Source organism: Lysinibacillus sp. Bpr_S20 (assembly GCF_023337835.1).
Lineage (GTDB): Bacteria > Bacillota > Bacilli > Bacillales_A > Planococcaceae > Lysinibacillus.
In genome coordinates, this window is record NZ_JALNLQ010000001.1 from 147,238 (window position 1) to 163,661 (window position 16,424).

General features: G+C 35.6%; 16 protein-coding genes and 1 pseudogene. 9 read left to right on the plus strand and 8 right to left on the minus strand.

Annotated features, from left to right (window positions below):
* Window positions 1-388 (minus strand): annotated as a pseudogene (locus MWJ95_RS00735) (hypothetical protein); the annotation flags it as partial.
* A 55-nt stretch (window positions 389-443) separates the two neighbouring features.
* On the opposite strand from MWJ95_RS00735, the gene MWJ95_RS00740 reads away from it, so the two are divergent.
* The 3 genes from MWJ95_RS00740 to MWJ95_RS00750 all read left to right on the plus strand — a co-directional run bounded on the left by MWJ95_RS00740 (window position 444) and on the right by MWJ95_RS00750 (window position 3,192).
* Window positions 444-1,769, plus strand: coding sequence for a M48 family metallopeptidase (locus MWJ95_RS00740; RefSeq protein ID WP_308221927.1), 1,326 nt, complete (start codon window positions 444-446; stop codon window positions 1,767-1,769).
* A gap of 103 nt (window positions 1,770-1,872) precedes the next feature.
* On the plus strand, window positions 1,873-2,688 hold the full coding sequence (locus MWJ95_RS00745; protein WP_249074227.1) for a YitT family protein: 816 nt from the start codon (window positions 1,873-1,875) through the stop codon (window positions 2,686-2,688).
* A 144-nt stretch (window positions 2,689-2,832) separates the two neighbouring features.
* Complete coding sequence (locus MWJ95_RS00750; protein WP_249074226.1) at window positions 2,833-3,192, plus strand: MmcQ/YjbR family DNA-binding protein; 360 nt, start codon at window positions 2,833-2,835, stop codon at window positions 3,190-3,192.
* Between the two features lie 410 nt (window positions 3,193-3,602).
* On the opposite strand, the gene MWJ95_RS00755 is transcribed toward MWJ95_RS00750, so the two are convergent.
* The 6 genes from MWJ95_RS00755 to MWJ95_RS00780 all read right to left on the minus strand — a co-directional run bounded on the left by MWJ95_RS00755 (window position 3,603) and on the right by MWJ95_RS00780 (window position 7,498).
* The gene (locus MWJ95_RS00755; RefSeq protein WP_249074224.1) at window positions 3,603-3,944 is read right to left on the minus strand and encodes a GIY-YIG nuclease family protein; all 342 of its coding nucleotides are present in this window, start codon (window positions 3,942-3,944) and stop codon (window positions 3,603-3,605) included.
* A gap of 16 nt (window positions 3,945-3,960) precedes the next feature.
* Complete coding sequence (locus tag MWJ95_RS00760) at window positions 3,961-4,716, minus strand: DUF2087 domain-containing protein (protein WP_249074223.1); 756 nt, start codon at window positions 4,714-4,716, stop codon at window positions 3,961-3,963.
* A gap of 122 nt (window positions 4,717-4,838) precedes the next feature.
* Window positions 4,839-5,714 carry an ABC transporter permease gene (locus tag MWJ95_RS00765; RefSeq protein ID WP_249074222.1) on the minus strand — a complete coding sequence of 292 codons (876 nt, stop codon included), beginning with the start codon at window positions 5,712-5,714 and terminating at the stop codon, window positions 4,839-4,841.
* Window positions 5,714-6,634: an ABC transporter ATP-binding protein gene (locus tag MWJ95_RS00770; protein ID WP_249074221.1), complete on the minus strand. Its 921-nt coding sequence runs from the start codon at window positions 6,632-6,634 to the stop codon at window positions 5,714-5,716. The genes MWJ95_RS00765 and MWJ95_RS00770 overlap by 1 nt, the downstream gene beginning before the upstream one ends.
* A 5-nt stretch (window positions 6,635-6,639) precedes the next feature.
* Entirely contained in the window at window positions 6,640-7,047 is a 408-nt protein-coding gene (locus tag MWJ95_RS00775) for a DUF3021 domain-containing protein (RefSeq protein ID WP_249074220.1), read from the minus strand.
* A 1-nt stretch (window position 7,048) separates the two neighbouring features.
* Window positions 7,049-7,498 carry a LytTR family DNA-binding domain-containing protein gene (locus MWJ95_RS00780; RefSeq protein ID WP_248718428.1) on the minus strand — a complete coding sequence of 150 codons (450 nt, stop codon included), beginning with the start codon at window positions 7,496-7,498 and terminating at the stop codon, window positions 7,049-7,051.
* 224 nt (window positions 7,499-7,722) lie between these two features.
* On the opposite strand from MWJ95_RS00780, the gene MWJ95_RS00785 reads away from it, so the two are divergent.
* The gene (locus tag MWJ95_RS00785) at window positions 7,723-8,751 is read left to right on the plus strand and encodes an AbrB family transcriptional regulator (RefSeq protein ID WP_249074219.1); all 1,029 of its coding nucleotides are present in this window, start codon (window positions 7,723-7,725) and stop codon (window positions 8,749-8,751) included.
* Window positions 8,752-8,929: 178 nt separating this feature from the next.
* Here MWJ95_RS00785 and MWJ95_RS00790 read toward each other — a convergent pair whose 3' ends face one another.
* Window positions 8,930-9,982: a DUF418 domain-containing protein gene (locus tag MWJ95_RS00790; RefSeq protein ID WP_249074218.1), complete on the minus strand. Its 1,053-nt coding sequence runs from the start codon at window positions 9,980-9,982 to the stop codon at window positions 8,930-8,932.
* A 638-nt stretch (window positions 9,983-10,620) separates the two neighbouring features.
* Here MWJ95_RS00790 and MWJ95_RS00795 point away from each other — a divergent pair.
* From MWJ95_RS00795 to MWJ95_RS00815, 5 genes are all read left to right on the plus strand, one after another.
* Window positions 10,621-11,172 (plus strand): TetR/AcrR family transcriptional regulator, encoded by a 552-nt coding sequence (locus tag MWJ95_RS00795; protein WP_249074217.1) that lies wholly within the window; start codon window positions 10,621-10,623, stop codon window positions 11,170-11,172.
* Between the two features lie 99 nt (window positions 11,173-11,271).
* Window positions 11,272-13,869 (plus strand): hydrophobe/amphiphile efflux-3 (HAE3) family transporter, encoded by a 2,598-nt coding sequence (locus MWJ95_RS00800; RefSeq protein ID WP_249074216.1) that lies wholly within the window; start codon window positions 11,272-11,274, stop codon window positions 13,867-13,869.
* 357 nt (window positions 13,870-14,226) lie between these two features.
* Window positions 14,227-14,712: a YjdJ family protein gene (locus tag MWJ95_RS00805; RefSeq protein ID WP_249103684.1), complete on the plus strand. Its 486-nt coding sequence runs from the start codon at window positions 14,227-14,229 to the stop codon at window positions 14,710-14,712.
* Window positions 14,713-14,884: 172 nt separating this feature from the next.
* The gene (locus MWJ95_RS00810) at window positions 14,885-15,112 is read left to right on the plus strand and encodes a DUF3953 domain-containing protein (RefSeq protein ID WP_481817341.1); all 228 of its coding nucleotides are present in this window, start codon (window positions 14,885-14,887) and stop codon (window positions 15,110-15,112) included.
* 1,165 nt (window positions 15,113-16,277) lie between these two features.
* A complete protein-coding gene (locus MWJ95_RS00815; RefSeq protein WP_249103689.1) occupies window positions 16,278-16,418 on the plus strand; it encodes an RAxF-45 family protein in 141 nt (46 codons plus the stop codon).
* Window positions 16,419-16,424: the final 6 nt, after the last annotated feature.

Here is a 16,424-nt window from a genome sequence, read left to right on the forward strand (position 1 = left end):
GGTGAATACCCGCGGAAGCAAGGTGAATACCCGCGGAAGCAAGGTGAATACCCGCGGAAGCAAGGTGAATACCCGCGGAAGCAAGGTAAATACCCGCGAAAGCAGGGTGAATACCCGCGGAAGCAAGGTAAATACCCGCGGAAGCAGGGTGAATACCGCGGCAAGGTAATACCCGCGGAAGCAAGGTAAATACCCGCGGAGCAGGGTAAATACCGCGGCAGGGGTAATATCCGCGCGAAGAGGAAGAATACCCGCGAAAGCAAGGTGAATACCTGCGGAAGCAGGGTAAATACCGCGGCAGGGTAATACCCGCGCGAAAAGGGTCATTTGGTGTGAAGTAGAATTGAAGGTAAATAAAACAAAGAAAAATTTGTTCTAACTTTTTCATTTTAGCTTACACTTACTATAGGACGAACTTAGTGTTGAACAAGGGAGGAAATGTCATAGCGAAAAAAATGGGAATTGTCGCGCTACTTATATTCGGTGTTTATGTGCTGTGTATGTATTGGTATATATTCCATAGCGGTGGTGGAACAATACCGCGAGCGATGCAGGGGACAGCTGCAGATCCAGTGATGTTTATGTCTGAAAAAGAACTATACTTAAGCGGTGAATATTCTAAAATACGGAACTTCCTTTTCTTTGTTGCTACACCTTTGGAATGGTTAATCTATTTCATGATTTTAATTATGGGCGTATCGCGTTATTTTGAAAAGGTAGCGACGTCACAAGCAAAATGGAAGCTGTTACAAAATGCAAGCTACTTATTTTTATTATCACTTTTACTATATGTTGTACTATTTCCACTCGATTATTATCGTTACAATTTAAGCAAAACTTATGGGATTAGTACACAAGCATTCTCCTCATGGATGCGAGATGGCATTCTTGATTTTTGGGTTAACTTTGGCATGAGTTTAATTATCGTGTCGGTCCTTTATTGGCTCATAAAAAAAAGTGCCAAAAGATGGTGGTTATATGCATGGATTCTAACGATTCCCTTTACAATATTTGTAATGTTTATTCAACCTGTAGTTATTGATCCTTTATATAATGATTTTTATCCGCTAAAAAATAAAGAGCTAGAGGAAAAAATTCTATCTCTTGCTACACAGGCAAATATACCAGCAGAGCACGTATATGAAGTTAATATGGCACAAAAAACAAATGCTTTAAATGCCTATGTCACGGGGATAGGTAGTAATTCGAGAATTGTGCTGTGGGATACAACGTTAAATCGTTTAACGGATAATGAAATACTCTTTATTATGGCACATGAAATGGGACACTATGTTGAAAAGCATATTTATTTTGGTATTGCTGGCTATCTTCTGTTGACGTTGCTAGGGTTATGGCTAACTGCAAAAGGTTTGAGGTGGTTGATTCGACGTCATGGACATGTATTAAACATTAAAAATGTTGGTGATATAGGTTCTTATCCTTTGTTTTTGCTCCTAACATCTGTTTTATTATTTGCGTCGAGCCCTCTGTCAAATTATGTTTCGAGGTATCAGGAAACGAGAGCTGATCAATATGCGATTTCACTAACGGGTGATCGGGAATCTGCCATTACTGCATTCCAGAAGCTAACGATTTCTGGATTGAGTGAGGTAAATCCACAGTTACTCGTAAAGTGGTTCCGTTATACGCATCCGCCAATGCTTGAACGTATTTATAAGGTAGCGGAGAAGGCTGAAGAGCATAAAGAGGAGCCGGTAAAAGAAGTGCCGATAAAAGAGGAGCAGAAAAAAGAACATCAGAAGAAATAAATGTCGGTGTTTTAACTGTAATAGTGCGTTTTTTGAATGAATAAGTTGGGTATTCTAAGGGAAAGTAGTTCAAAACTCGTACGTTCATGATAGGGGAATTGTTATGCGTAATATTGTTGTTATTACACTGTCATCGATAGTAGTCGCCTTTGCCTACAATTTTTTGTTAATTCCACATGAAATTTTAAGTGGAGGATTAAGTGGGATTGCTATCATGCTTGGGATTGTTACACCCTTGAATACAGGGGTTTTAAATTTACTATTGAATTTGCCGCTGCTTATTTTAGGAGTTCTAAAGCTAGGGAAGCGATTTATTGGCTATACCATTCTTTCAGTAGTTGTCTTGTCAGTAAGTTTGTATATTATCCCAATTCATAAAGCTACACAAGATCCAATTCTTGCTTCATTATTCGGTGGGGTTATTGTGGGCTTAGGGATGGGTATGATTTTTCGTGCGGCAGGTTCCTCTGGAGGTTTTGATATTATAGCGATGCTGCTAAGTCGCAAACGTGATTTTCCACTGGGTACATTAATCTCAGCGATGAATGGGGTCGTTGTAGCTATCTCCGGATTTGTTTTTAGCTGGGATGCGGCATTACTGACGCTCGTATCGATTTATGCTACAGGAAAGGTAGTCGACACCATTCATACGAGTAATATTAAATTGACACTGATGATTATTACGAGCAAGGGCGAGGAAGTAAAACAGCAGCTACTGGAAAAGCTTCATCGAGGTGTAACCATTATGGATGCGAAGGGAGCTTATTCAGGCGAAGGGCGAAAAGTTTTAATTACCGTCATTACACGCTATCAGCTTGCTGAAGTTAAAGGTATGATCAAGGAAACAGATCCTAAATCATTTGTTAATATATTGCAAACTACTGAGGTCATCGGTATGTTTGATCGAGGCATAAAGTGAATAATATGTTTTGCCTGACGCTCCTACTCGCTAATTTGTCAGGTAATTCAAAATAAATATTCATTTATTTTGCACACGTTTATGATTATACTTAAAATAATCGAACGTGTGTTTTTTATGATTTTAGAGGAAAGGGGTTACATAATGAACAAAGAAACAATTCACTCTTATTGCTTAAAGCTTCATGGAACAACGCATGATTACAAAGAAGAATGGCAAGCAGATCGCTATCATATTGGGGGTAAAATGTATGGGATGATGGGCGGAGATGCTACAGGAAGACCGGTACTTACAGTAAAATGCGAACCTAAGCGAGCGGAAGAGCTGAGAGAAGCTTATGAAAGCATTATTCCAGGCTATTATATGAATAAAACACATTGGAATTCAATCTATATGGATGTAGATGATGTACCTATGGATGTAGTTGAAAAGTTAATCCAACACTCTTATGAGTTAGTGTTTGGAAAGCTAACAAAAAAAGCTCAGCAGGAAATTCTGAAATGAAGTGAGAGAACAAGCAGGAGAAATAGGGGATGCCAGCGAAGAAAAACTAAGGTGAAAGAGAAAACTGCTCAGGATAATCAAAGAATTGATCGGGTGCGAGTGAAAAGTGCTCGGGTTGCTCAAAGAACTGCTCAGGTGCAGGAGAAAAGTGCTCGGGTAGGTCAAAGAACTGCTCAGGTGCCAGGTGAAAGTGCTCGGGTAGGTCAAAGAACTGCTCAGGTGCAGGAGAAAAGTGCTCAGGCCAGCCAAAGAACTGCTCAGATCCAACTGGTATTTGCTCTACTAACGAAAAGAAATACCTGCAAGTAGTGATTCCCCATGCGAAACAACAAATATATGAAATTAAAAAAGAATCTGCAAGTTTCTCAAAGCTTAAAATCTCGGAGAAAACAGATTCTTTTTTGTGTTACCTAGTTATAGCCACGTTCACCAAATGGCTGAAGCTTGTCGAGCCATTTTTGTTCCAGCTTTTCTAGCTCTTTTTTGGGATCGAAATAGCCTTCTTCTTTTTTCTTCAAATATTCCACAACTTCAATATCAAAAGCATCATTGCCGAAGGTGTTGTAATCAGCTTGTAGTTCTTTATTCGTATGTGTATTTGTTTTTAACATAAATTGAAAACCGTTTAAGCGTTTTAAATTATTGAAGCTGCCAACAAACACTTTACCATTTTGTTTATTAGTCATGGTGAAAACACCAGCTTCGATTTTTATTTCTTTATACATTTCCTTTAATTCTTTTTTATGGTCCATTGCTAACCCTGCTTTCTTATTTTTTTATCCAGTACGCACTGCCATCCTCTTTTCGATCCATGAAGCCGTATTCGATTAAATAGCGACGTATTTGCACATAGTCCTCATATATCGGTTGGATTATTTCGTTTAATTCCTTTTCGGAATACTGTTTTGTTTCATCGAAAAGCTTTGTGATGGCACGGAGTATGACAATTTTATGTTTTTCACGCTTTGGGAATCGGACAAGCTCTTTGTCCAAACCATTTGGAAAGTACTTTTCGAGTAATTGCTGTTCTTCAGAAATCGTAATATTATAGCGATCATCGACCATCGTTGCCGTTTTGTGAATAGGTACAAAGCTGTCTTCCTTTTGATTTTGTTCTTTTAAAAGCTCCATCATTGCAAGAAACGTTTTCGCTTGTCGTTCCTTTTCTTTCAGTGCAAAACGATGGTGACGTATCGTTGCTGCACTACCAATTTCCAGCTCTTCTTTAATGTCTTGATCGCTTTTTCCTTCATAAAATAAGCGTAAAATATGACTTTGATGATCAGTTAGTCCTGTCATTTTTTTATGAAGGCCATTTAAATAATGAAATACAGATCGATGGACAGCGGTCATATGATGTTGCATAAATTTTTCTGCCTCGTAGAGAACACCTTCATGTGGATAAATAATACCCTTTTCAATTTTTTCTCCGCAAAGCAAACAAGTGAAGTGTGTTGCGTCATCATTGTAGCCTTTTTTTATGTCATGGATCGAAGCCTGCCAAAATAATTCATGTACATCCATTGGAAATCCTCCTAAAAAACAAACGAATGTTTATTTTGTTTTCTTATTTATTATTAAAATAACAAATTGTTTGGATAAAATCAATAAAAACACATCGTTTTATAAACGATGTGCGAAAGTGTTTATTTATTTTTCTTTTTAAAAATAATAATCGATACGATGGCTAGCACAATAATTGTGACGACAATAATGATCATGCTTGTTGAGGTACTTAGTATGTTTCCATGAAGGTCATAGACAATGCCATACACTTTTTTGTATTCTTCTACCTGTGAAGCAGGCGCACCTTCGAAAACCTTGGAAATTGAGCTCTCCATAAACGCATTGCGTAATAGTAAAGTTGTGTGGCTAATAGGAAAATACATAATAATATTTTGAGCAAAGCTTGGAAGGGCACCAACAGGTACATAAACACCACATAAGAAACCGAGTGCTGTACCAATGATTGTACTGAGCGTTGAAAATGAATGTTCGCTATTGGCAAGTAACACAAGGAAGAGATTAAAAACACTGGCAAGTAACACAGATAAAACTAGTATGCCGACTACTTTCAAGAAATCCCCAAAGCTAAGTAGCTGACCGCCAGTTGATGCGATAAAAATTTCGCAGCCAATAAGGGCGATAAAGGAAAAGATACAGCCAATGATAAATGAATTTAATACATAGCTAAATTGGATGGTTGCCCGTGAGATGGGTGCTGTTAAAAAATCAGCTTGCGCTTTTGATTCAAGGTCCCTAACAGCAATGCCATATGCAGCAAGCGTAGTGGTAACGGCGATCATAGAGAGTAAACCAGCGACAATCCATTCATTGACCATTGTGACCAATTCTGGAGTTGTTTTTATCATTTCCTCAATGGCATTAATTTGTGATTTTTGAAGAAATACTGCGTAAAGGACAATGACAATAATGACAGAAAGCAGCGAGTAGAAGACTTGTGTTTTATTACGTCTGAAAACCTTGTTATTTCGTTTGACTAAGCTAAATAATGCTTCCATTAAGCTGCACCTCCCTCGGCCATAATATGAAGAAAGACATCATCCATCGTACCTTTGATGACTTCAAACGAAGCAATAAGCGGCTCCGCTTTTTTTAAGAGCGTTAAAGCATGAAGTGTCGAGTCGACTCGGATAGAGAAAATACCTAGTTTTTCTGTATAGGAAATAGCATTTTTCTCGAGCCACTGTATCCCGTCAGAACTATTATGAAAAACAATTGCCATTGAATCATAGGCGTATTTGGTTTTAAGTTCATCAGGTGTCCCTTCAGCAACAATTTCTCCTTCTTTTAAGACGATGACTTGATGAGCAACTGCCGCTTCCTCCATATAATGCGTTGTTAAAAAAACAGTCATATTTGTTTCAAGCTGAAGCTGCTTTATGGCTTGCCAAACGAATTGACGTGTTTGTGGATCAAGCCCAGTTGTCGGTTCATCTAAAAACAATATTTTTGGTCGATGGATAAGGGCTCGAGCAATATCAGCGCGCCTTTTTTGACCACCTGATAAAGTGCCATATTTGCGATTTTCTATATCAGCTAAATGAAGATATGTTGAAACAAATTGATAATTATCGGCCAATTGCTTTTTCGATAAGCCATATGTTTTACCACGATGTAGTATATTTTCCTGCACCGTTAATCGTGCATCAAGTAAACTTTGCTGGAATACGACACCAATGGATTTTCGAATTTCCCCATTGTCATTGCTTGCATCAAGTGTATAGCCATTAATATTTACTGTACCGCTTGATTTTTTTAATAATGTACAGAGTATTTCAATGGTCGTTGATTTCCCCGCACCATTCGCACCTAAAAAGGCGAAGAGGGAGCCATGTTCAACCGTGAACGAAATCCCCTTGACGGCCTGTTGTTCACCATATTGCTTACATAGATTTTCAACTTGTATAGCAAAGGTCATATTGTTTATTCCTTTCTTTTTTGAATTTCTTGATTGATTTTTGCAATATCACTTTTTTGAAGTACATAAATAATGCACCAAGCGATAATGAAAATAATAGCTTCACTTATAAAAATGTACGTAATGCTTGAATGTTCAAACCAACGTCCGAAATAGCCTGCAATCATGACACACAACGTAACCGCAATTACATGAAGAATAAATTGAGCGATAAAAGGTAATCGTTCAATATCATAGATAATGGACAGTAGACCTATTACAGCCCCTAGTATGGCAGCAATGATAATTTGCTCAAGTAATTCAGGCCCTGATACCACCGCGTTATTAGATATGACACTTAATGTTACTAAGGCGTAGGAAGAGCTTAGTGATATGAGTAAACCGATTGTCATCATACGTATAAATTTTTTCATATTAGGAGTCCCTCCCAATTCCTAAGTGTTGTTTTAGTTCTTTTAAATATTTGCGGCTAACATGGACGGACACATCGTTTTCTAAAATTAATTCTGTTGTTCCGATTTTACCCATTTGAATAGAGGCAATTTTGTTAATGTTAACGAGTGTTGATTTGCTGACTCGAGCGAAGTCTTTCGCTAATTGTGCTTCTAGCTCATATAATTTACGCTTCGTTTCGAATTCTTGTTCTTCCGTTTGCAAAAAGACTTTTGCACCCTCTGCGTAAATGGAGTAAATATCCGAAATTTTTAGCATATGAATTTCCTGCTGAAAATAGCCATCTAACATCGTTGTTTGTGAAGTTTGTAGCTGCTTCATCAGTCGTTCAATTTGCTCGTTGTATTCCTTTGCATGTATATGAACCTCAGTTTCTTCTAATGTACTATTGATTGTTAAATGAATTTTCATTGGAGGCCTCCTTTACATATCCCCGCTATGGAGAAACACTGAATCAGGTAATAATAATGTAGCATAGAAAATTTTGGCTTGGAGAAAATCTTGGATAAGAGGTTAAAATTTGCAGATAACAGGTTTAAATTTAACGATATATGACCTTGCGAAAAAGTGGTGAAGTAGAAAAATAGGCAGGTTCACGGCATAATAGAATGATACAGTCACGAGGGGTTGCTTCTATGTTTATTTTTGACAAGCACATGTTGATCACATTATGTATTGGTTTAACAGGTGCGATTTTATTTAATGTATTACATATTCCAATGCCGTGGTTACTTGGCGCTATAGCTGCGGTGCTAATTGTTCAGTTATCGACAAAGGTACAATTGAAATGGCCTAGATATTTTCGTAATTTTGGTTTAATCGTTGCGGGGTATTCCATTGGTTTTGCGTTTACACCAGAAGCGGTGCAGGATATTAAACAATTTTTAGGAAGTATGATTGTTTTAAACGTTTTATTTATTGTATTGTTTTTTGCTATTAGTTATTTAGTAGCAAAACGCACGGATTTAGATTTTGCGACTGCGTTGACATGTTGTGTACCCGGTGGCATGTCCCAAGTTGTTGCCTTTGCCGAGGAGCAAGAGAATATGGATATGGTCGTGATTACGTTTTTCCAAATTTTACGGGTTCTTTTGATAGTCGGCTTTGTGCCATTAATGGTGTCAGGCGCAGGGGGAACTAACTTAGTTGTCAATGGAGCGTATTCATGGAGCCTAGTAGGATTACTTGCTGTGTGTGGCGTAGCCGGTTGGCTAGCACAAAAGGCAAAAATTCCGACAGGCTATATGCTTGGCCCAGTGTTTTTATTGATGGGCATAAATATGATAGGAATTGATGTACCGAAATTGCCATTATCACTACTGCATATTGCACAGCTGATGATTGGCATTTACATCGGACTTTTATTGAAAAAAGAGGACTTACATTTATCGAAGAAGCATGTGTTTTACGCATTTGTATCGGCGGGTATCTTTGTTGGCGCAGCTTATGGCTTAACATTTGTCATGACGAGTTTTTACAGCCTTGATTTTCGAACGGGTTTTTTAAGTATCGTACCAGGTGGGCTTGATCAAATGGGGATTATCGCTGCTTCGGTTCATGCAAAGGTTACAATCGTTACCGCATTTCAGCTATTCCGAGTGCTGATCGTATCCGTTTTCCTCGTACCGTTTGTGAAGATGTTCGTGAAAAAAGTGAAAATCTAGAGGCTGATATGCTGAGAAAATACCAATTCTGTTAAATGGATATAGAGGATCAAAAGGTGGCCTTTTATCAAATTTATCTATTCAAATACAAAGTCCGGGGAATGTTACTGTTCGTAAATTTCCCCGGACTTTTTTGTAGTTAGGTCTTTGCCATCTTCTAAAACAATATCTTTTCTACTTAGGAACGTTCTTTAGAATTAGTAGAAGTTTTCAGCAAGGAAGGCACTGTCCAATAAGTACCCATGCGCCACAACCATTCAAATGGACCAAATTTAAAGAATTTTGCCCAGATCTTACTAAATAGTAATTGGAAAATGTATATACCTACGCAAATCCAAAGAGATTGGATGAGATGAATATTTTCCATAAGGTGAAAGGCATTACCGATTATTAAGATTAGCGCTGTTTGTCCTAAATAATTTGTTAATGCCATACGGCCGTAGTCCTTTAATGGTGAAAGTAAGACCTGGAAAAAAGGAAGTTGCAGTAAAAGCATTAATAAACCTACGTAAAAAGCCGAAACAAATGGGCTAAATTGAAGCCCGATAAGTGGAAATTGTTCAACATTTGTCACATGTTTTGTATATTCGTCTTCTGTGATATTGTCAAAGTCCACCATTCCGTCTGGGACATAGTGCCATTGATACAGCAATCCTCCTATACTAATAACGAACATAATAACTGTGAAAATTAATATATTTTTACGATTGTCGTTGATTTTTTCAAAAATCCGATACTGCCCAGCAGCTAATCCTAGTAAAATTAAAGGGAACGGCATTGCAATTTTTATGCCAAAATAAGCGGTTACCCCTAGTAGTATAAGCCCGATAGTTAAGTTTATTTCTTTACGAACTTTGTAAAATGGTAATGCGATTAGCCCAAATATTGCATAGAGGGTTAATGCTTCTCCAGGTTGGAAATAAAAGTGGATAAGTCCTATTAGCAATAAAATAATCATTCTTCTAATAAATAATTGATTTGCATGTTCATTTTTAGCTATTGCACGGGAAATAAAAATATAAAAACCTACACCAAATAAAAATGAAAAAATGGTGAAAAACTTACCTTCCACAAAAAGTGTTAAAAATCTATCATATGAAACATCTACAGATGTATTTGGTAGATTAATCCGCAGTAATCCTGGAATATTCACTAAAATAATTCCTAATAAAGCAAATCCTCTGAGATAATCTAGTGTATCAATTCGTTTGTTTAATTCAATTGGTTGCATTTTCTCACTCCTCATTGACAAAGTATACGGAAGTTGTCCATAAAGTAGTAACGATGAATGTTACGCCAATCTTACAAAATCGTCATATAACATCAATGATTTCCTGGAAAATGAGTGATTAATTTTTGTGGTTATGGCTGCATGAATATAACCGGTACCATCTTCTTTATGACGTTAAAATCCTAAGGTTCGGTTCGCTTCGGTTTTGGACCGAGGGAGACACACAATCTAACAATTAGAGACTTTACCCTTAGGGAAAATTACATAATGATCAATGATTTTATAATTACATTAAACTGGCCGTACTAAATTGTATGATTGAAAAAGATATATCTAAATGGCAACTACACCTTTGCATTACAAAGTAGTTAGAGTTGTATAAAATCTATTTTTGATAGTAATTTAAGTTAGCCACTTTATTTTCTCTTCACAATTTCTCATCAGATGATATTATATAATTTTCTCCATAGTAGCTTAAATACCACCAAAACTTCTTAATGGAGGAATACTGATACGGCAAAAGAAAGCAACAGAATTCAAGAAAATGAAGAGGTACAAGCTGAAGTAACTGTTTCGGTTAAATACCAGGGAAAAACATTCACCAATATCAAGTTGCTGTAAATAGGAGGGCAAGTAAATTGAGTAATCTCACACGTTTTCGTACACAAATTCTAATAAAAGAGGCGTTTATAGAGTTATTAAAAGAAAGACCATTTTCATCTATCACAATTAACCATATTTGTGATAAAGCAATGATTCATAGAAGCACTTTTTATCGTTATTATGATGATAAATTTGAACTCTTTCATGATGCTACAAACTCCATAGCGATAGATCTATTTAAACAAATGCAAGGTTATGATTTGGAACGTACATTATTTGAAGAAGTGATTGACTATATAGATGCTAATCGCGCACTATTCTTAAACATTACCATTAAAAATAATAACCATGAACTATATGACAAGTTGATTCAATTAGGTGCAGAAATTTTACTTGAAAACTCGAAAAAAAATAACGATTTACTTTCCAATAAAATTCGAAATTCTAAGTACCCTATTGTATTATGTGATTTTTATTGTAGTGGATACTTTGAGATTGTTAAAAGGTGGATTAACAATGACTATCCTTATTCAAAAGAAGAACTTCTTTATATCGCCAAGAATTTACAGATAAATGAACCATTTTAAGACAAACGTCTCATTTTGATACAAATATTCATTTTTACTCGTCGATTTCCTCCAATGCCTATGCTAGATTTATGTGCATAGATAAGGGAGGAGTAATGTATGAATAAAATTTTTGATAAGATTGGTCACTACATCCTAAAGAATTCAAAGATAAATATTATTTTTATAGCATGTTTAACAATCTTTTTTGCGTTTGGTGTAACAAAACTTGAGATGAAGATGGGAAACGATGTATTTATAAGTAACACATCAGATGTTTATAAATATACAGCTACGTATCAAAAGCATTTTGGTGGAGATGGTTTATACGTAGTATTGAGTGGGAATAGTGATCAATTACTTTCACAACAAACTAATAAAGCAATTATTGAGTTTACAAAAAAAGCACAAGAAATCGAGGATCTTACAGGATCCACTAATTATGTAGGATTGTTAAATGAAATGCTGTCATCCACTTCTCCTCCTCTTTCAATGTTTGGTACAAATGAAGCGAATAAAGAGCTTGAAACTGCCTTGAAAAATGCCATTCCAGATGAAAAAATGAAAGACATCAATAATGATGTGAATAATAGCTTAACTGATGAGCAACATGAGAAAATTGCGGTATTTACCCAACAACAACTTTCTGATGAACAGCTTCAAAAGATGCAAAAACAAATGTCTGCTCTTGGTCATATGCCTTCAACTGATGAACAAGGGCAATTAACGCAGGCTATTTTAACTAACAAGCAAAATGATGACATTACAAATTACACGCAGTCAATCTTAACGCAGCAACAAAAAGATAATGTGCAAAAAGCTATCATTAAAGCGCTGCCAAATGTTCAAAATATGAATGATGATTTACTGCATAAAATCGTCTTTTCTAACAAAGGGAAAGTTCCAGATCAACTCGAACAACTTATCCCTGGAAATGGGAAACATGTTGTCATTCAGTTGCATACGTCAAATAATACAGAAATGTCTACTTATGTACGTGTAAATAAAGAGTTAAAAAAACTCATAGAAAATACGAATTTCAATCCGAACTTATCCGTCAAAGTAGCAGGGATGCCAGCTATACTAGGTGATATACAGGAAGAAGTCATTGTAACTTTAGGCATCATGCTTGGTTTAGCTATAGTGTTGATGATTATTGTCCTATTTTTTGTATTCCCTGTAAGACGCCGAATTATCTCCTTAGCTTTCGTTTTAATTGGGCTACTATGGACATTTGGTTTCATGGGATGGACTGGAATTCCTATTACACTAGCAACTATGGCTACATTGCCAATTATTATTGGTCTTGGCACTGACTTTGGTGTTCAATTCCATAATAGGTACGAGGAAGAATTTAGGAATAATCAATTTGACGCAAAAATAGCCACAATAAACGCAGTTCGTCACATAGGGCCTGGTGTAGGGATTGCTGTTTTTATAATGGCCTTAAGCTTCCTCACAATGTTCTTATCGAAAGCACCGATGATGCAACAATTTGGTTTAACTTTAGCTATTGGTGTTTTATTCTGTTATGTTGTTGAATTAATCATGATGTTCTCAACATTCTATATGCTGGACAGTAAAAAATCGGCTAATGATTTTAAAAGTACTACAGATAAAAATACGTTGATATCACGTTTTTTAAATAAATATGCTACTGTGGCTATGAAACTTGCTATCCCGATCCTCATTGTTTCGGTTACGCTATCTGGTCTTGGATTTATGGCAGAAAAATCTATACCGACTGAAACAGATTTAACAAAAATGATTCCACAAAATATGGAGACATTAAAAAATACAAAACAGTTACAAAAGATAGTCGGTTCTACAACATATATTACTTATTTAGTGGAAGCAAAGGATGTCACGGAACCAAAGGTGATGTCTTGGATGCTAACTGAAAGTGAAAAGGTAGAAAACAACTATAAAGATGTTAGTGATGTCATATCACTTCCTACTGTTATTTTACAAATCAATGGTAAAGGTGATTTACCAAACTCTGCTTCGCAAGTAATGAATGACCTAGAAAATGTACCAAACTCACTAAGAGAAACTGTTATTAGTGATAATAAGAAATATGCAACCATTCAATTTCAAATAAATCCGGATCTTTCTTCAGTTGAACAATTGAAATTAATGGATAAAATAACGAATGATATGCAAGTAATAGACGGTGTAAACATAAATCCTGCGGGTGCACAAGTTATGATGCTTTATGGTATTGATAACATAGGTGCAAATAGTGAACTGATGATTGGTGCGGGGCTCTTCATTATTTTCCTTTCTTTACTTTTTGTCTATCGCCGAGTTAAGCATGCTCTTTATCCGTTGATACCAATTATTTTAGTATTAGGCTTTTCGCCTGGGGCTTTAAAAATGCTCGATATTTCATACAATCCGCTAACAACGGCGCTTAGCTGTCTTGTACTAGGGATTGGAACAGAGTTTACCATTCTGATTATGGAAAGGTTCCGTGAAGAAGAGGAGAAGGGATTATCTGCGCAAGAAGCGATTCGTGTTTCTCTTTCAAAAGTTGGGCAGGCGATTACTGCTTCTGGAATGACAGTTATTGTTGGCTTCTCGACATTAATCTTTGTTAACTTTTCTATTTTACGAGAATTTGGTATTACAACCGTTATAGATACAGCACTTTCCTTATTTTGTGCATTAACGATATTACCAGTATTAATTGTTCTATTTCGAAAACGTAATCAATAAAAACCACATGAAAAAGCGTTATCTTTCTTAATAATTTAAGAAAAATAACGCTTTTTTTAAGTGAGATGCTGAAGATGGACAAGTCTTGAAAATGTTATATGATGAAGGGATTGATTTCAATTTAGAGCATAATATTGTTTTTTTATTGCGTGTCCAAGTGAAATAGACACAATTAATATAATAAAATCACAGCGAGAGGAAAAGTGTACAATCAATATGCGTAACATAATGAAGTTATTGGGGAGAATGCCTGGTTGGAATGGAAATGCAATCACTTCGTTCTAAGTATTCCAGAATTTGTGAAACTGATTACTTATTGTAACGTCTTTAATATCAAAGCGTGAAGGGAGAAGAACATTGTTTAAATATGTGATACAACTGATTCTTGGTTTCTTGACTTTATTGATGTCAACAGCTATTTCTTGGTATGAGGGAAGTGAGATCATAGACAATTCACTGGAATGGAAATATTCCACACCGTTTTCTCGATTATTTAATATTGAGATAGTCAATGGACAGGATATTAGCCAGCTCGATTACTTTGTCTATGCGGCTAAATTTCAACCATTTTTCCCAATGATTATGACAGTAAGTGTTATTTACATTTTTACTGTACTAATTTTTTTCATTTATCAACTAAATCGTCTGTTAGCCATTATCTTGTCAGGAGTTATAAGTTGTGTATTTATGGCTATTAGCGGTATACTTTTCAATTCTTCAACTGTTGGAGGAAACGTATTCTTTTGGATGACAGTTGGCAGTGCATTAATTTTTTTCGGTATTACGATAGGCTTATGGTACAAGAAAAAAATACAATGTTTAAATTACTGTCATCATCATTAATTATTGCAACATAAAGCTTGCGAATCCTAGTACATAAGTATTTGTACAAGGATTCGTTTTTTTATAAAAGCAGTTTTCGAAAAGGTTGTTGCTAGTCAACTAACGAAGCAGGATAGTTTAACAATAATTAGTAATATATGGTAACCTTGTTTAGGGGGGATTTTAATTGTTAATGTTTTTGCAAATTATTTTATCAGTAACAGTTATTTCACTTGCAGGATATGGATTGATTACTGAAGATTTTAATTTTCAACCATATATGATGTTGTTTTTAGGTTTAATGATGTTGGTAATGGGATTAAGAGAATTTCAAAAGGGACAAAAAGGTTACGGCTGGCTAAGTATAGTTGTATTTATATTTATTATATTTGTAGCAATCAAAAGCTTCTTATTAAAGTAACGGGGACTTGAGTTGAACAATTGTGTTGCTTGAGCAGCCTCATTTCTTATTCGACTAACGGACCAGATTAGTTGAATAAGGGAAAATTACATATATAAATCAAGGGAATATATTGTTACAGGCTTTACTTCAAGATGGGATTCCATAGAGATCCCATCTTTTTCTTAGGTTGATTTCAAAAAGAATTGTTGTTACTCAATTAATAGTCAGAATAGTTAAATGAATATTATGGTTAATTATGGTAAAATTAAGCTAGGGGGGATTGTGGAAAATTAAATTTTGATATTATATTTCTTGATTTTAATATCACCTAACGTTGTTTTCTTTATGTAGTTTAGAAAAGGTATATTAAACCTTGTATCGGGCATCATCTCCAGTGATTGGTTTTTCAAATGGTACTTTATTTCTTCAGTTTTTACGATTGGAGTTCTGGGGGAATAGGAAAAGGTTATTGGAAATGATAAAGAATTAAGTTATTTTCTTGTTAAACTAACGAAGTGCGTTAATTAGAGAACATTGAGTTACAGCATCGTTAAATTAAGGGAATTTTGTTAAGGTACGTTAATAAAATAAATCATAAACATCAGGGGGGGTTAGCTTTGTTTGCTACAGTTCTATTTATCTATTTGCCTATTTCCATTTCATTACTAAGTATTTTGGGGTTGTTTTGGGCAATCAAGAACAAGAGAAAGGTATATGTTCCTCCGTTAATTCTTGTAAATCTAAGTATCATAACGCATTTTGTTGGCTTGAAACTAATTAGGGGATTTGAAGGAATGGGAGTAAGTATGCTAGGGGCAATTATACTGGGCATATGCCTTATAATCTTAGTTTTAATATTAATTACAGATTCAATTAATAAAAGAAAACCGCAAAGTTCTATTTGATTGATTAAATATATTCTTATTAAACTAACTGGGTACTTTACTTGAAGATCATTGAGTTACAGGCTGTTTGAAGCGGGTAGGGGTACGAAGGCTAAAAGCATTATGTCCCCCTTCGTAATCAACCTCATTTCCGCCAGGCGCCACTAAGAAAGCAAACAGTCGGAACGAAAATTTGGTGTCCGTATAGAAAAAATGTGAAAGAATGTAATTTGCCCTTTTCAAAATTAACTGAATTATGGTAATATAAATCCAATGACAATGAACGGAGGTGAAAAGGAATGACTAAAAACGCTACGAAAACATGTGTAAAAGTGGATACAGCGATGTATTTTGCATGTGTGATTACTTTCGATTTTGCGAGCAACGGGATAGGTCTGTCCATTTTTAAGCAAAATCAATTATCAAACGTAGCGAATTAACCATTC

Bases quoted from the DNA above. Each gene is read 5' to 3' on its own strand.
- MWJ95_RS00745 (WP_249074227.1), top strand. From the start codon at position 1,873: ATGCGTAATATTGTTGTTATTACACTGTCATCGATAGTAGTCGCCTTT.
- MWJ95_RS00750 (WP_249074226.1), top strand. From the start codon at position 2,833: ATGAACAAAGAAACAATTCACTCTTATTGCTTAAAGCTTCATGGAACA.
- MWJ95_RS00755 (WP_249074224.1), bottom strand. From the start codon at position 3,944: ATGGACCATAAAAAAGAATTAAAGGAAATGTATAAAGAAATAAAAATC.
- MWJ95_RS00760 (WP_249074223.1), bottom strand. From the start codon at position 4,716: ATGGATGTACATGAATTATTTTGGCAGGCTTCGATCCATGACATAAAA.
- MWJ95_RS00765 (WP_249074222.1), bottom strand. From the start codon at position 5,714: ATGGAAGCATTATTTAGCTTAGTCAAACGAAATAACAAGGTTTTCAGA.
- MWJ95_RS00770 (WP_249074221.1), bottom strand. From the start codon at position 6,634: ATGACCTTTGCTATACAAGTTGAAAATCTATGTAAGCAATATGGTGAA.
- MWJ95_RS00775 (WP_249074220.1), bottom strand. From the start codon at position 7,047: ATGAAAAAATTTATACGTATGATGACAATCGGTTTACTCATATCACTA.
- MWJ95_RS00780 (WP_248718428.1), bottom strand. From the start codon at position 7,498: ATGAAAATTCATTTAACAATCAATAGTACATTAGAAGAAACTGAGGTT.
- MWJ95_RS00785 (WP_249074219.1), top strand. From the start codon at position 7,723: ATGTTTATTTTTGACAAGCACATGTTGATCACATTATGTATTGGTTTA.
- MWJ95_RS00790 (WP_249074218.1), bottom strand. From the start codon at position 9,982: ATGCAACCAATTGAATTAAACAAACGAATTGATACACTAGATTATCTC.
- MWJ95_RS00800 (WP_249074216.1), top strand. From the start codon at position 11,272: ATGAATAAAATTTTTGATAAGATTGGTCACTACATCCTAAAGAATTCA.
- MWJ95_RS00810 (WP_481817341.1), top strand. From the start codon at position 14,885: ATGTTTTTGCAAATTATTTTATCAGTAACAGTTATTTCACTTGCAGGA.
- MWJ95_RS00815 (WP_249103689.1), top strand. From the start codon at position 16,278: ATGACTAAAAACGCTACGAAAACATGTGTAAAAGTGGATACAGCGATG.